The organism is Aeromonas cavernicola, assembly GCF_002795305.1.
Taxonomy (GTDB): domain Bacteria; phylum Pseudomonadota; class Gammaproteobacteria; order Enterobacterales; family Aeromonadaceae; genus Aeromonas; species Aeromonas cavernicola.
In genome coordinates this window covers 1-14,563 of sequence record NZ_PGGC01000132.1, presented here as the reverse complement: position 1 = coordinate 14,563, position 14,563 = coordinate 1, and the positions used below count along the sequence as shown (strand labels likewise).

The 14,563-nt window shown below is 54.0% G+C and carries 12 protein-coding genes and 1 pseudogene; 7 read left to right on the top strand and 6 right to left on the bottom strand.

Annotation, left to right across the window (positions count from 1 at the left end; translation table 11 throughout):
* From CUC53_RS14330 to CUC53_RS14320, 3 genes are all read left to right on the top strand, one after another.
* Positions 1 to 352: malic enzyme-like NAD(P)-binding protein (locus CUC53_RS14330; RefSeq protein ID WP_275539757.1), on the top strand; the 352-nt coding region annotated here is incomplete at its 5' end.
* A 414-nt stretch (positions 353 to 766) separates the two neighbouring features.
* On the top strand, positions 767 to 2,128 hold the full coding sequence (gene trhP, locus CUC53_RS14325; protein ID WP_100294786.1) for a prephenate-dependent tRNA uridine(34) hydroxylase TrhP: 1,362 nt from the start codon (positions 767 to 769) through the stop codon (positions 2,126 to 2,128).
* 1 nt (position 2,129) lies between these two features.
* Positions 2,130 to 2,378, top strand: a complete 249-nt coding sequence (locus CUC53_RS14320; RefSeq protein ID WP_100294785.1) for a YfhL family 4Fe-4S dicluster ferredoxin — start codon at positions 2,130 to 2,132, stop codon at positions 2,376 to 2,378.
* A 129-nt stretch (positions 2,379 to 2,507) separates the two neighbouring features.
* Here CUC53_RS14320 and CUC53_RS14315 read toward each other — a convergent pair whose 3' ends face one another.
* From CUC53_RS14315 to CUC53_RS14300, 4 genes are all read right to left on the bottom strand, one after another.
* On the bottom strand, positions 2,508 to 4,136 hold the full coding sequence (locus CUC53_RS14315; protein ID WP_100294784.1) for a GMC oxidoreductase: 1,629 nt from the start codon (positions 4,134 to 4,136) through the stop codon (positions 2,508 to 2,510).
* 519 nt (positions 4,137 to 4,655) lie between these two features.
* Positions 4,656 to 5,387, bottom strand: coding sequence for a GNAT family N-acetyltransferase (locus tag CUC53_RS14310; protein ID WP_201796771.1), 732 nt, complete (start codon positions 5,385 to 5,387; stop codon positions 4,656 to 4,658).
* The gene (locus tag CUC53_RS14305; RefSeq protein WP_100294782.1) at positions 5,377 to 5,814 is read right to left on the bottom strand and encodes a rhodanese-like domain-containing protein; all 438 of its coding nucleotides are present in this window, start codon (positions 5,812 to 5,814) and stop codon (positions 5,377 to 5,379) included. Before CUC53_RS14305 ends, CUC53_RS14310 begins: the two co-directional genes overlap by 11 nt.
* Positions 5,811 to 6,299 (bottom strand): OsmC family protein, encoded by a 489-nt coding sequence (locus tag CUC53_RS14300; RefSeq protein WP_100294781.1) that lies wholly within the window; start codon positions 6,297 to 6,299, stop codon positions 5,811 to 5,813. Before CUC53_RS14300 ends, CUC53_RS14305 begins: the two co-directional genes overlap by 4 nt.
* 151 nt (positions 6,300 to 6,450) lie before the next feature.
* Here CUC53_RS14300 and pdxR point away from each other — a divergent pair, with 151 nt between their 5' ends.
* From pdxR to CUC53_RS14285, 3 genes are all read left to right on the top strand, one after another.
* Positions 6,451 to 7,875 (top strand): MocR-like pyridoxine biosynthesis transcription factor PdxR, encoded by a 1,425-nt coding sequence (pdxR, locus tag CUC53_RS14295; RefSeq protein ID WP_100294780.1) that lies wholly within the window; start codon positions 6,451 to 6,453, stop codon positions 7,873 to 7,875.
* A gap of 666 nt (positions 7,876 to 8,541) precedes the next feature.
* On the top strand, positions 8,542 to 10,086 hold the full coding sequence (locus CUC53_RS14290) for an AbgT family transporter (protein WP_100294779.1): 1,545 nt from the start codon (positions 8,542 to 8,544) through the stop codon (positions 10,084 to 10,086).
* Between the two features lie 42 nt (positions 10,087 to 10,128).
* Positions 10,129 to 10,545, top strand: a complete 417-nt coding sequence (locus CUC53_RS14285; protein ID WP_100294778.1) for an OsmC family protein — start codon at positions 10,129 to 10,131, stop codon at positions 10,543 to 10,545.
* Between the two features lie 462 nt (positions 10,546 to 11,007).
* On the opposite strand, the gene CUC53_RS14280 is transcribed toward CUC53_RS14285, so the two are convergent.
* Positions 11,008 to 11,790, bottom strand: coding sequence for a class II glutamine amidotransferase (locus CUC53_RS14280; protein WP_100294777.1), 783 nt, complete (start codon positions 11,788 to 11,790; stop codon positions 11,008 to 11,010).
* 126 nt (positions 11,791 to 11,916) lie between these two features.
* Positions 11,917 to 12,495 (bottom strand): D-sedoheptulose 7-phosphate isomerase, encoded by a 579-nt coding sequence (gene lpcA, locus CUC53_RS14275; RefSeq protein ID WP_005334485.1) that lies wholly within the window; start codon positions 12,493 to 12,495, stop codon positions 11,917 to 11,919.
* Positions 12,496 to 12,742: 247 nt separating this feature from the next.
* Here lpcA and CUC53_RS14270 point away from each other — a divergent pair.
* Positions 12,743 to 14,548, top strand: a pseudogene (locus tag CUC53_RS14270) (acyl-CoA dehydrogenase); the annotation flags it as partial.
* Positions 14,549 to 14,563 lie beyond the last annotated feature (15 nt).

Genomic DNA, 14,563 nt, shown 5'->3' with positions numbered 1-14,563 from the left:
GGAGTACAAGGGCAAGCGTTACGTCATCGCCCAGTGCAATAACTCCTTCATTTTCCCGGGGATTGGCCTTGGCGTTATCGCCTGTGGCGCCACCCGGGTGACCGATGCCATGTTGATGTCGGCTAGTCGCGCACTGGCGGAGTGCTCACCACTGGTGAAAGGGGAAGAGGGTTCCCTGCTGCCGGATCTGGCGGATATTCATCAGGTTTCCCGCTATATCGCCAAGATGGTGGCCAAGACCGCCATGCTGCAAGGTAAAGCGGCACAGATCCCAGATGAAGTAATCGATCAGGCCATTGAAGCGAACTTCTGGCGCCCTGAGTATCGCCGCTACCGCCGGACCTCATTCTAATCCCTGCCACGGCCCTCTCAGCCGCCGATACGGCGGCTGAGAGGGCCCCTACCCAATCCTATCCCATAGCGCCCCTCTGCCAGAGGGGCGGCTTGACGGGGACAGCAGACATCATCAGGCAAACCGCGCGTAAATTGCGTGCAAAAACCGCGATGCCCATAACGAGGCCATCACGGCGGTCAGATGGCGGCTAAATTGCATGATGAGATGGGGGCGAGTACAATCTCGCACCCTGCCGATCCGCTGTATTGACTGCGTCGCAGCAGGGTGGAAAGGCGGTGAGGCGGTGCAGTTCGCTCGTGGTGAGATCAAGCATGCAAGCGAGACAACCCAGGGCGCCTAGCCCCCTCACCCTATATCCGGCGCCATCAGGTGGCGTCGTCCTGATTTGCAATCAGATATAAAGAGTCCGCCATGTTTAAACCAGAATTGCTCTCCCCCGCAGGTTCCCTCAAGAACATGCGTTACGCCTATGCCTATGGCGCCGATGCCGTCTATGCCGGCCAGCCCCGCTACAGCCTGCGGGTGCGCAACAACGAATTTGATCACGACAACCTGCAGCTGGGCATCAACGAAGCCCATCAGCTTGGCAAGCAGTTCTATGTGGTGGCCAACATCCAGCCCCACAACTCCAAGCTCAAGACCTTTATCCGCGACATGCGCCCGGTGGTGGAGATGAAGCCCGATGCGCTGATCATGTCCGACCCCGGTCTCATCATGATGATGCGCGAAGCCTTCCCGGATATGCCGGTTCACCTCTCGGTGCAAGCCAACGCGGTCAACTGGGCCACGGTGAAGTTCTGGAATCAGATGGGCCTGACTCGCGCCATTCTGTCCCGCGAGCTGTCGCTGGACGAGATCGAAGAGATCCGCATGCAGGTGCCGGAGATGGAGCTGGAAGTGTTCGTTCACGGCGCGCTGTGCATGGCCTACTCCGGCCGCTGCCTGCTCTCCGGCTATATCAATAAGCGTGATCCCAATCAGGGCACCTGCACCAACTCCTGTCGCTGGGAGTACAAGGTGCACGAGGGCAAGGAAGATGACGTGGGTCAGATCGTTCACCGTCAGGAGCCGATCAAAGTGCGTCCGGACAACACCCTAGGCCTTGGCAAACCGACCGATGCGCTGGTGCTGCTGGAAGAGTCCAACCGCCCTGGCGAGTACATGAGCGCGTTCGAGGACGAGCACGGCACCTACATCATGAACTCCAAGGACTTGCGCGCCGTCGAGCACGTCGAGCGACTGACCAAGATGGGTGTTCACTCCCTGAAAATCGAAGGGCGCACCAAATCCTTCTACTACTGCGCCCGTACCGCTCAGGTTTACCGCAAGGCCATCGACGATGCAGTGGCGGGTCGTCCGTTCGACCGCAGCCTGATGGGCACCCTCGAAAATCTGGCCCACCGCGGCTATACCGAGGGCTTCCTGCGCCGTCACAACCACAGCGAATACCAGAACTACGACTACGGCTACTCGGTCTCCGACACTCAGCAGTTTGTCGGCGAGATCACCGGTCGCAAAGGTGACATGGTCGAGGTCGAGGTGAAGAACAAGTTCCTAGTGGGCAACAATCTGGAGCTGATGACCCCGCAGGGCAACGTCCGTTTCAATCTGGAGCAGATGGAGAACCGCAAAGGGGAGCTTATCGATACCGCGCCGGGCAACGGTCACGTGGTCTATGTGCCGGTCCCGAAAGATCTGGATGTGAACTTCGGCATCCTGCTGCGCAATCTGGGCGACAGCCAGGATACCCGCAACCCGCACACGGCGGCCTGAAATGGCGCTGCTCATCACCGACAAGTGCATCAACTGTGACATGTGCGATCCCGAGTGCCCCAACCAGGCCATCAGCCTGGGTGAGGAGATCTACGAGATCGACCCCAGTCGCTGCACCGAGTGCGTCGGTCACTATGAGAAGCCGACCTGTATCAGTGTCTGCCCTATCGACTGCATCATCTGGGATCCTGCTCATGTGGAGACCGACGATCAGCTGATGGAGAAGTTTGTGCGGATGCACCGCCAATAACGTTGGCAGGCAAGCCCCTGAACACCCGCTGGTCAGCGATAACAAGACGCCCTGCATTGCAGGGCGTCGTTCCTTCCGAACGGGGCGCTTGTTTAAGTACCAAGCGCTATGTTGCAACCAGTAAGCTGATTATCGGCCTGCGGCGATGATCCGCTCCATATTACGTTCGGCAAGGGCGGTGATAGTCAGTGAGGGGTTCACCGCACCGGTGGTGCCGGGAATAGCGGCGCCATCCATGACGTAGAGGCCGTTGTAGCCAATCACTCTGCCTTCGTTATCTAAGGCTTTATCAAGCACGGCCCCACCCAAAGGATGCGCGGTCCAGTTCATCCCTGATACATCATCTTGGATCAGCGGCACACCCGGCACAACGCCATTGGCATCGCAAATCCGGTTGTTGACATAACGAGCCGCTTCAACAATATCGGCATTACCATTAGCCGCCCATTGCAGGTCCACCTTGCCGTTGCGCTTGTTGTAGACAAACTGGCCACGGTTGGTTTCATCAAATGCCATGCCGAGTGAACCAATGATCCCCACGTTGACCGGCACCCCGGGCACGTACCAATTCTCTAGCGTCACCGGCAGCCCCGCATTGGCATCATGGATCCGTGATGCACTGGGGGAGCCTTGTTTTAACCCGCGGATTGGTGAAAAGCTGCGTGAAACCAAGGTATCGCCATTGGTGCCCCAACCTTGGCCTATCTCTTCATTCAAACGAGGCAGGGTGCCTTTTGCTTGCGCTTTGACTAACAGTTCAGTGGTACCAATAGAGCCTGCCGCCAACACTAAACGGTCACACGATAGCTCGTAGCGACCGATCTCATCCCCTAATGGCGAACGCAGCGCGACACTTAACAGATAGCGGCGACCATCCCATGAAATATCACTCACTTCACATCCGGGATAAATGTGGGTTAATCCTGTCGCTTCCGCTTGGCGTAAATAGTTTTGATTCAAGTCATATTTAGCGCCATTGCTGTTGCCATGATTACTGGCCCCCACAATTGCCGAAGGTAGCGCACGACCCGTCAGCTCTTTTCTGACAACATCCCAGTTAAATATCGAGTCAATCCGAGTTGGGTTATATCCAGCCGCTTTAGCTTGTAAATCCCAAACCCGAGAGTGACCAAACGGTGTGCTGTTATATATATCGTCTGGCATGGCACTGAGACGTAACATATTACGAACCAGTGGATAATATTTTTTATCCATCTCATCGTAATTTACCCCGCCACCAAAGATGGCATCAAAATATCTCCGCTCGGGCTGGATCATCACCCCAGTGAATATCACTGAACCGCCCCCCACTGCGGCACCTCGCCATACGGTCATATTTTGATATTCCGTGGCATCCATGACGCCAGCAAATTTATCAAAATAGGCGGTATGTCCCGCCAGCATTTTGGCGCTGTGTCGATGCCAAAAGGCACGTCCATCGGGGAGGACGTCATTGCTAAACGACGTACGCAGTGGCCCTGTTGGCCATTTAAACCCTCTTTCCAGCACCGTCACTTTCTCGCCCGCTTGCGAGAAACGCAAGGCTGCCACGGCACCACCAAAGCCAGAGCCAATCACCACCACTGGGGTATAAGCAGGAGGACGGCTGAGCGGCCGGAACAACTCCGGTACTTGTAACCGATATTTCAGGGTATTAAGCGCACTTATATTTGCTTGGGCAGGCACGGAGTGCAAACCAGCCAGCCCGCCAGCCCCCACCGCGCCACACCCTGCCAGAAATCGTCTACGGGATACCATTTAAGCTTTCCTTATTGATATTATTAACTGCCTGTTATTAGCGTGGGAAATAGCCGATTAGCCAGATACCCGTAAATAGACCTATATAGCACCATTACATAAGTGTGTGCACCAGACCATATTATTTGTCGACTTGGCGGTTATTTAGGATTTTTCTGACATGGATTGCCTAACGCGTAAGCAAGACAATGCAAATAATAATGACAGAGGATGTGACTCACTCATGGTGAAATAATCATGCTCAATATAACAACCACACGAGTAATAACATCAGCAGCTGTCAGAAAAACGTCGGTAACATTATCGATAACAGCAACCTGTCAATATTTCGAAGAAGCTAATAGAACAGCCAACAAAACATATCAAAAAGGCGAACTCTGTCTGAATACATTTCATCATTGTGTAATTATTTTTCATTTAATGGATGAAATATGGCGGTATACCAATCTGACTTATTTTCTGCTGTTTTGATGATTCACAGGCTATTGCGACAGCCATAGCCTGTGATGAGCGGATCACTCAAGCTGACTGCGGTGCCAGTGCCTTAGCCGTGAGCACCGATAGCCGTTGTCGCTGCTGGCCAAGGTGATCGAAGTTATCGACCGCCAGCCAGCGGTCAAAGCTGGCTTGCAAGGCGGGCCATTCACTATCGATCACCGAAAACCAAGCCGTATCGCGATTGTGGCCCTTATCGACCCGCGCTTGGCGAAAGGTGCCCTCATAACTAAAGCCAAGACGGCGCGCCGCCTGCATGGAGGGCTCATTGCAGGCATTGCACTTCCATTCGTAGCGCCGATAGCCAAGGGCAAAGGCCTGTGCCATCAGCAGCGCCATGGCGGCGGTCGCCAGCCGGGATTGGCGTAATCGCGGTGAAAAGTGCAGCCAGCCGACCTCGATACTGCCCGCTTGCGGGTCGATACGCAGGTAGCTGGCCAGCCCCAGCGCTTGGCCCTGTTGCTGGTCGACGATGGCATAAAACTGCGGATCGGCCTTGCTAGCGCACTGCTGTAACCACTGCTGCAATGCCGCTTCATCCGTAAACGGGCCACTGGTGAGGTAAGTCCACATGGCCCCGCTGTCTTGACTAAAAGCACGCCACAGGTCGGGGCCATGACGGGCCGGATCAAGCGGTTCAAGCAGGCAATCCCACCCTTGCAGAGGCTGATGAGGGGGAAACTGCGACCCCTGCCAGCCAGGCAGCGGTGCTCCCAGCGGCTGGCCGAAAGCGTTTTGCGATGGGTTAGCAGCCACAGGCATTCCCCTCTGCAAGCAATACGCCGGCGTCGCTGCCGGTGGCAACGGCAAAGCCATCCTGCCGCCACCAATGCAGCCCGCCGATCAGCTCTTTTACCTGAAATCCGAGCGCCGCCAGTTTATAGGCGCCTTGAGTCGAGCCGTTACAACCGATGCCATCGCAATAGCAGACATAGACTTTGTCGCGCGCGAGCGGCGCCGTGGTCGTGGCCGTCATGGTGCGATGGGGTAAAGAGATCGCCCCCGGAATATGGCCCTCGGCGTAGTGGGCCGCCGAGCGGGTATCAATGACGACTATCCGCGTCTCTCCCGCCAGCAGGTCAGCGGCCAAATCCGCCGGATCGGTGCGATATCGCAATTGCGCGTCGAAAAAACCACGGGCCTCTGCCGCACTGGCTAATCCACTCTCGATAACATGACTCATAACAGATCTCCTTGTGATGCAATCTGGATCTCGGTAGTCACGAGGGTGGTGACCGAGTTAGCGATAAAGCAGCCCTCATGAGCGTGGTGGTGCAGCTGCTTAAGTTCCGCTAGCGACGGCTGCGGCCCCCCTGTAAACAGCACGAGTGGCCGTAAGGTAACGCGGGTAATCGATTGGCGTCCCTGTGCGTTAGCCGCCATCACCCCGACCGCCTCATCGTGATAACGCTCCACCCGATAGCCTGCTTTAGCCGCCAACCAGAGAAAGGTCAGCATATGACAACTCGAGAGGGCAGCTACGAAGGCCTCCTCTGGATCGACATGTTCAGCCACCGAATAGGGCAAGGGCACGACGTGTGGCGACGAGGAGGCGGGAATTTTGCTCCCCCCGTCAAACGTCCACCAATGGGCTCGGCTGTAACCTTGATCGACAAAGGGCTCATCGGCCCCGCGCTGCCAATTGATGGTGGCACTGTGTTGCGACATATCGACTCCTTCGCTGCGCAATCTAGGGTTGCGGGTTTGTAGATAAACGAGGTTTGACTCCAATCTTGCCCCAATGTAGCGACATAATGGCCTTGCCACACGAGCCAATTTTGCCAATATAAGCAGACCAATTTTTGTTTGAAAACATACGATGTCGACGCTGCTAACCCTGTTTGCCAATCAGCAACCCACCAGCTTACCGCTGCACGAACAACTAGTGCGAACCCTGCGCAGCGCCATTTTAGCTGGCCATCTGCCCATGCACAGTCGCTTACCGGCGAGCCGAACGCTGGCAGCAGACTTGGCTGTGTCTCGCAGTACGGTGGAGCTGGCTTACGGACGCCTTGAGGCAGAAGGCTATCTGACCCGCAAGGCTGGAGCGGGCAGTTTCGTTGCCTTGGCCGTGACAACCCCCTCTCCCCGCCCAGCTCAATCCATCGCAGGCCTCTCCCGTCGTGGGCTCGCCGTTGCAGCAAGTGGCGCCTGCCACGATATTCCCCAAGTAGGATTGTCCTTTGCTTCCAGCCAACCCGATCCGCGTCTCTTTCCTCACTCACTGTGGGGCCGCCTGATGCAGCAGCAGTGGCGGCAACAAGGGGAACGCTGGATGAACTACGGGGATCCACAAGGACTGCCTGAGCTGCGGGCTGCCATCAGCAGTTACTTGGTACAATCACGCGGTGTGGTATGCGATCCAGATCAGATCCTTATTCTTACCAGCTCGCAACAAGGTATTTTGCTGGCAACCCAGTTACTGATCGACGCAGGTGATACCGTCTGGGTAGAAGAGCCGGGCTATCCTGGCGCCCGCACGGCTATGGAGAGCGCAGGCGCTATTGTTCATCCAGTACCGGTGGATGACCAAGGACTCAATCCACTTGGCAACCATCCACGGCCGCGTCTTATCTACACCACCCCTGCACATCAATATCCGCTCGGTGTAGCAATGAGCCTGAGCCGCCGTATCGCCCTGCTACACGAGGCGCAGCAGCACGGTGCCTGGATCTTGGAAGATGACTATGACGGGGAATATCAGTACGACGCCCGCCCATTACCCGCCCTGCAGGGACTAGATAGTCAAGGACGGGTTATCTATGTGGGTACCTTCAGTAAGGTGTTATTCGGCTCGCTGCGACTGGCTTATTTGGTGCTGCCCACGCCGTTAATGGCGGGCTTTTGTCGAGCACGCGCAGCGTTTGATGGCCACAGTAACCAATTACAGCAGGCGGTTACCGCCGATTTTATCCGCTCTGGCCATTTCGCTACCCACCTGCGCCAAAGCCGGCAAATTTATCACAGCCGCCGAGACTTACTGTTAACAGAGCTCGGACACCACTGTCCACAGCTCACCCCTATCCATAGCGGAGCCGGCTTGCAGTGTGCGGTTGGGGTGCCCACAGGGGGTGAGGTTCGTTGGACGTCGATTGCTAATGGCCAAGGTATAGGGCTGCGACCCCTTAGCCAGTTTTACTTGGGGCCAGCGACACACGAGGGATGGTTACTCGGTTTTGCATCGTTGGATAACCAAACAGTGCGTCAGCTATGCCATCGCTTGGGCAGCCTGCTGAAAACCTAAACATCAATATCCTACATAAAGAAATAAAACCTGTTTTGGATAACCACGTTAGGATAATCGCCAATTATATCGGCTACCCGTAGGCGTCATCGGCGCAGATGGAATAGAGGAAGTACCTGAAAATATCGAGCGCTACGCAAGATCAATATGGCACGTAAATAGTCCAAATAAGATCCACACTACCCCCTCAGCCATAGAACTGGCTGACATTCAGCCACCGGCGTCCCTGCGGCAATATGGCCATTGTCGAGCTCGGTGATAATGGGCCAATGAGAGTGGCTGCTGAGAGTGAGCTACTAGGGCTCATGGCTATGGGCCGTGAACCCCCGAATAATTCTGCTTTTAGCCACTATCTAGCAACTATTTAGTAACTATTTAGTAGCTACCGTGGCCTGTATCAAGGCCCAACAGTTTATTTTATAAGGCGCCAAGATAGTTTAAAAAACAGCCAAATAATAACAACCAACATGTTATTTCAGTGCGCGTAACATAAGCGAAAAAAAGGAATAATATGAGTCTTACTCCATTAAAGGGGAGATGGCACTCATATAAATAACCATGAACAAACGTTACCTATGCTTATAAACTTAGACCAAAACGGCATTTAACAACGTTGTTAAACGCTGTACCCTGATGACCATTTTACTCTGACGTTAACGATATTGTATGACCAGCACTATAAACACAAAAACATCAATATTAAATCGCACGCTCGATAAGATAGAACGGTTAGGTAATAAATTACCACATCCATTTATGATATTTCTCGGGTTAATGATAATTACCGTGGGCCTATCATCACTATTACAGGCGTTAGATGTAAGCGTGGCGCTTGAAAAAATAGATCATGGGGTCATATCACACACCATCATCACCGCTAATAGTCTGCTTGATAAAGATGGGCTGTTATTTATGCTCAGCTCGGTATTAAGCAATTTCACTGGATTTTTCCCGCTAGGTACCGTCTTTTTTATGATGCTTGGGGTGGGTATCGCCGAAGGATCTGGGTTACTCCGCACCTTACTCTCTTATTTGGTCAATATTACTCCCAAAGCCATGATCACCAGCATGATCGTATTTTTGGGCATTTTTTCAAATATCGCATCAGCAGTTGGCTATATCGTCTTGGTGCCATTGGCGGGATTGATTTTTTTACAATTTGGCCGTCACCCCATCGCGGGATTAGCCGCAGCATTTGCTGGTGTATCTGGTGGCTGGAGTGCCAATATTTTAATTGGTGCCACCGATGCAACGTTTGCCGGTATTTCAACCGCAGCAGCCAGATTAATTGATCATCAGTACAGTGTATTGGCGACCTCAAACTGGTATTTCATGATCGTCTCGACTTTTTTAATCACGCTGATTGGTACCTGGGTCACCGATAAAATCATTGAACCTCGCCTGGGCCCCTATCACGAGAGCGATGACACCCGAGCCGAATTAGCCAAGCAAGAGGTAGTTGCCCTTAAAATATCAAGTTTGGCATTGCTCAGCTATCTTGCGCTGATTGTATTCGCATATTTACCGGAAAGCTCATTACTGCGTAATCCCGCCACCGGAGGGCTCGCCGACTCTCCCTTGATGAAAAACCTGATTGTGCTAATTGGCCTCGGTTTTGCCGTGTGGGGCACCATATTTGGCTATGTCGCTAAACAATTTAACAGTGCCCATGATGTCGCAACCGCAATGACGCAAGCGATCACCCAATTGGCTGGCTTTTTAGTATTAATTTTCTTTGCCGCGCAATTTATCGCTTATTTTAATTACTCCAATTTAGGGATTATTTTTGCGATAAAAGGGGCTAATGCTTTACAGGCAACTGGCCTTACTGGTATCTGGCTAGTATTGGGGTTGATTATTCTAACGGCACTCCTGAATTTATTAATTGCGGTCGACTCTGCCAAATGGGCCATTATGGCACCAATCTTTGTGCCGATGTTTATGCTGCTGGGATTATCACCGGAGTTAACCCAAGTGGCTTATCGCATTGGTGATTCGGTCACCAATATTATCGCGCCCACAATGCCATTATTTCCGCTGATCGTCGCTTTTTGCCAAAAATATAATCCCCAGTTAGGCGTAGGCTCTGTTGTTGCAATGATGCTACCTTATTCCGTCGCTTTTTTAGTCGGCTGGACACTGTTATTAATTCTGTGGTTTACGCTTGGTCTGCCACTCGGGCCGGATGCGCTATTACACTATCCTCACTAACTATATCAGTAACCGTTTTATATTTACTTGGAGATAAACAACATGAATGCAGAGATAACTTGGGTAGAACAATTGACCTTTTTAGCCACTGCCGACAGCGGCCATGGCGTGGTCATTGATGCCCCCGTTGATAAGGGCGGTAATAACCGTGGTTCATCGCCAATGGAACTGTTACTAATGGGGGTCGGCAGCTGCACGGGGATCGACGTTTTAAATATTTTAGAAAAATCACGGCAGCATGTGACTGGGCTGCGCATTAATATCGAGAGTGTCCGTGAGCAAGAAGATCCGAAAGTGTTCACCGCCATCAAAATAATTTATCGTTTTAGTGGTCACAACCTGTCCAGAACCCATGTTGAGCGAGCAGTTAATCTCTCCGCAGAGAAATATTGCTGCGTCTCTATTATGTTGGGCAAAACCGCCACCATTGCCCATGAGATTATTATTGAGGAGCAATGATTCGCTCATTTAGATAATAGTGATGGACGCCTCTTTAATTGGCTGCTGGCATCAGTGGGCAACCATATAAAGGGGCGTGATGGTGCTAAATGCTGGCAACATGCCGTGCAAAGCGGGCGCAACATGTTAAGGGGAGATTGCACCCGAGTTTATTGACGCGCGATTTGACGCGCGATGAGTGCAGATGAATGCAAATGGTTCGAATGATTTAAACTGTGCAAAAAACATCCTATTTATTCTTTCAACAACCTAAGCTGGCTATTAAACAGACAGCAAACTCACTTAATAGTGCAAAGTTGATAGACTTATAACCAAATAGTGGTTGCCAATGATTAACAAAAAAATAACAATGAAATAGCTAATAACGTACTGGTTATTAGCACCATCTTTCATCCCTTTTGCCAGTTATGGCTGCTGCGAAGAACCAGGGTAGGTATCTACCCTGGTATTTTTTTATCTCATTCACCCGGCTTGGCTGGTCGCCACCCGCTCCCCCATGCGAAACAAATTAAACTCACCTGGCGCCATTTTTACCCAGTGTTCATTACCCGTCAGCGGTTTGGTGGTCACCAAGGTGACCACATCGTTGGGGGTCGTCTCCCGCTGGAAATCGATGACCACCTCTTCATCTAGCAAGCTTGCTTCCCCAAAGGGCGCTCGGCGGGTCAACCAGTGCAGGTTATTGGTGCAGTACGTCATCACATACTCGCCATCTGAGAGCAGCATGTTAAACACGCCATATGTCCTCAGCTCATCACACAGCGTCGCGAGATAGCGAAACATGGCGGGAAAGTTAGCTGGCCGCTTAGGGTATTTTTGCTCCAGCCGATCGAGCAGCCAACAAAAAGCGTGCTCGCTGTCGGTGTCACCCACCGGACGATGCCGCCCTGTCGGCAACTTTTTATAACCGGTCAGCTGGCCATTATGGGCAAAGGTCCAATAGCGCCCCCACAGCTCTCGCGTGAAGGGGTGGGTGTTCTCTAGCGACACGCAGCCACGGTTGGCCTGCCGAATATGGCTGATAACCGCACAGCTTTTGATCGGCAACGCTTGCACCAACTGAGCGATAGGGGATTGAGCGCTGGGTTCTGGGTCCTTGAAGGTGCGAAAGCCTTTCCCTTCATAGAACGTGATACCCCAACCATCTTTGTGAGGGCCGGTCTTCCCTCCTCTCAGCATCAAGCCGGTAAAACTAAAACAGATATCGGTCGGCACATTGGCACTCATGCCGAGCAGCTCGCACATCGTCGGATGCTCCCTTCCTTAAGCTAGATAAGGGCTGGCACACGTCACCGCCAGCCAGATCAGATTGCCAAGGCCGCCATCTGAATGATTGGCAGGTGGGCGGCCCTGCTAGCGACAAGTTATCGCTTACTTCGCCATCTCTTTTTCGACCAGCTGGATCAGGATGTGGATCACCTTGATATGCACTTCCTGAATGCGGTCGGCATAACCAAAGTGCGGCACCCGGATCTCAACATCCGCCAGACCCGCCATTTTGCCGCCATCCTTGCCAGTCAGGGCTATGACTTTCATGCCTTTGGCGCGAGCCGCTTCGATCGCTTTGAGGATATTGCCGGAGTTGCCGCTGGTGGAGATACCGAGCAGCACATCGCCACGACGGCCGACCGCTTCCACATACCGGGAGAAGACGTAGTCATAACCAAAGTCGTTGGAAACGCACGATAGATGGCTCGGGTCAGAGATAGCGATACCGGCATAACCGGGACGGTTCTCGCGGTAACGACCGGTCAGCTCTTCGGCAAAGTGCATGGCGTCACAGTGGGAGCCGCCGTTACCACAAGAGAGCACCTTGCCCTCTTCCTTGAAGGAGTCAGCCAGTAGTTTGGCCGCGGCTTCAATGTTTTTCAGATTCTGCTCGTCGGCCAAAAAAGCCTGCAGCACGCTGGCTGCTTCAGTCAGTTCATTGCGGATTAATTCTTGGTACATAATGTCTCTTCCACATGTTTAGTGTGCGTGTAACTCGCGGCTATTCTCGCACAAGCCAATCACGGCGTCGCCCCCAGCCAGCTATCCAGTCAGACTGGTCACGGCCCTCACAGGCAACCTCAAAGTAATAATTTTGTGAACAACTTGATAAGTTGACTCGTATGAATTACAACAAAGCCAGACCAAACAGGTCAGACCTCTTTAACCATCACGCCATGTTGGCCATTTTTCATGCAAGGAGCACGCAATGACGACGACCCTCACTCTGCTCGGGGTGATCCTGGTTATCGGCGCCCTGGCCTATCGCCGGGCATCCCTCTTGACCGCCACCCTCATCACCGGCGCCGCGCTGCTCGTCGGTGCCATCTATGGCCATGTGCCCTTGCTGGTCTGGGCACTGTTTGCGCTGATCGCCATCCCGCTCAATCTGGTGGAGTTTCGCCGCAACCGGCTGACCAAACCGCTGTTCAAGATCTACCGCGCAATGATGCCGCAGATGTCGCGCACCGAAAAAGAGGCCATTGAAGCCGGCACCACTTGGTGGGAAGCCGACCTGTTTGCCGGCAACCCAGACTGGAAAAAGCTGCACGCCATCCCAGTCAGTACCCTCTCTGCCGAAGAGCAGGCCTTTCTGGATGGTCCGGTCGAGGAGGTGTGTCGTATGGTGAGCGATTGGGAGGTGACCCACGAGCGAGCAGACCTCTCCCCCGAGGTGTGGCAATACCTTAAAGATCACAAGTTCTTCGCCATGATCATTAAGAAAAAATATGGCGGGCTGGCGTTCTCGGCCTACGCCCAATCCTGCGTGCTGCAAAAACTGACCGGCGCCAGCGCCGTGCTCGCCTCCACCGTCGGCGTGCCCAACTCGCTGGGTCCAGGCGAACTGCTGCAGCATTACGGCACCGACGAGCAGAAGGATTACTACCTGCCCCGTCTGGCGGTCGGTAAAGAGATCCCCTGCTTCGCCCTGACCAGCCCAGAGGCGGGCTCAGACGCCGGCTCCATCCCCGACTTCGGCATTGTCTGCAAAGGCGAGTGGGAAGGCCAAGAGGTGCTCGGTATGCGCCTAACTTGGAACAAGCGCTACATCACCTTGGCACCGATTGCTACCGTGCTGGGTCTCGCCTTCAAACTGCGCGACCCCGAGCACCTGCTGGGGGATCAGGAGGAGCTTGGCATCACCTGCGCCCTGATCCCCACTCACATCAAGGGGGTCGGTATTGGCCGTCGCCATTTCCCGCTCAACGTGCCGTTCCAAAACGGCCCGACCCAAGGCAAAGAGGTGTTCGTCCCGCTCGATTTTATCATCGGCGGCCCAGCCATGGCGGGGCAGGGCTGGCGGATGCTGGTCGAGTGTCTGTCGGTCGGTCGCGGCATCACTCTGCCCTCCAACAGCACCGGCGGTGTCAAGGTGCTGGCGCTGGCCAGCGGCGCCTACAGCCGCATCCGTCGCCAATTCAAACTGCCGATCGGCAAGATGGAAGGAATTGAAGAGCCGCTGGCTCGGCTCGGTGGCAATGCCTACATCATGGGCGCCGCCGCCAACCTGACCGTGACTGGTATCGACTTAGGCGAGAAGCCGTCGGTCATCTCCGCCATCGTTAAATATCACCTCACCGATCGCGCCCAGAAGTGCATCCTCGATGCCATGGACATCCACGGCGGCAAGGCCATCTGCATGGGCCCCAACAACTATCTGGCCCGCGCCTATCAGGGTGCCCCCATCGCCGTCACGGTGGAAGGGGCGAATATCCTGACTCGCAGCATGATCATCTACGGTCAGGGCGCTATCCGCTGCCACCCGTATGTACTGCCGGAGATGCTGGCTGCCAGCCATCCCGACAAGGAGCAGGCGCTGAAGGATTTCGACAAGGCGGTATTCAGCCACGTCGGCTTTGCCATCAGCAACCTGGTGCGCAGCTTCTGGCTGGGTGTGACCGGCGCTCGCTTTGCCGCCTCCCCTTATGGCGATCAGACTAAGCGCTACTACCAGCAGCTCTCCCGCCTCTCGGCTAACTTGGCATTTCTGTCAGACATGGCGATGGGGACGCTGGAGGCCAGATAAAGC